Raw genomic sequence first — 462 nt, 5'->3', positions numbered from 1 at the left:
GAACAGACTGAAGGAGCGTAAACCGTGATGAAATCCATGAAGCTGAGCATTCTGGACTATTCACCCGTCGATGAAGGTCTTCTCCCAGTCGATGCGCTGGCGTCCAGTGTGCGACTGGCACAGCGTGTGGAAGACAAAGGATTCAACCGGTTTTGGGTGTCCGAGCATCATGGAGCCCCCGCCACCGCAAGCAACTCACCGGAAATACTGATGTCGCGCATCGCTTCTGCGACGACAGCCATCCGCGTAGGTTCCGGGGGCGTTCTGCTGCCCAACTACAGCAGCCTGAAAATAGCCGAGAACTATCAACTGCTTGAGGCGCTTTTCCCGAACAGGATCGATCTCGGATTTTGCCGGGCACTCGGCGCCGATCGTCGTACGAGTCAGGAGCTCAACGATGAGAAAAGTGAATCGATCCCCTATTCGCGAAATGTTTCGGACCTGCTTGGTTTTGTGACCGGA

General features: G+C 55.2%; 1 protein-coding gene. It reads left to right on the top strand.

Features of this window, described 5'->3' with window-relative positions; translation table 11 throughout:
- Window positions 1-27 precede the first annotated feature (27 nt).
- Window positions 28-462 (top strand): MsnO8 family LLM class oxidoreductase (locus GHO42_RS04260; RefSeq protein WP_256671104.1); only part of this gene is annotated, 435 nt, incomplete at its 3' end.

The organism is Pseudomonas sp. FSL R10-0056, from assembly GCF_009600105.1.
Lineage (GTDB): Bacteria > Pseudomonadota > Gammaproteobacteria > Pseudomonadales > Pseudomonadaceae > Aquipseudomonas > Aquipseudomonas bubulae.
The sequence above is the reverse complement of the archived record's forward strand: the minus strand, read 5'-3'. Positions and strand labels throughout refer to the sequence as shown.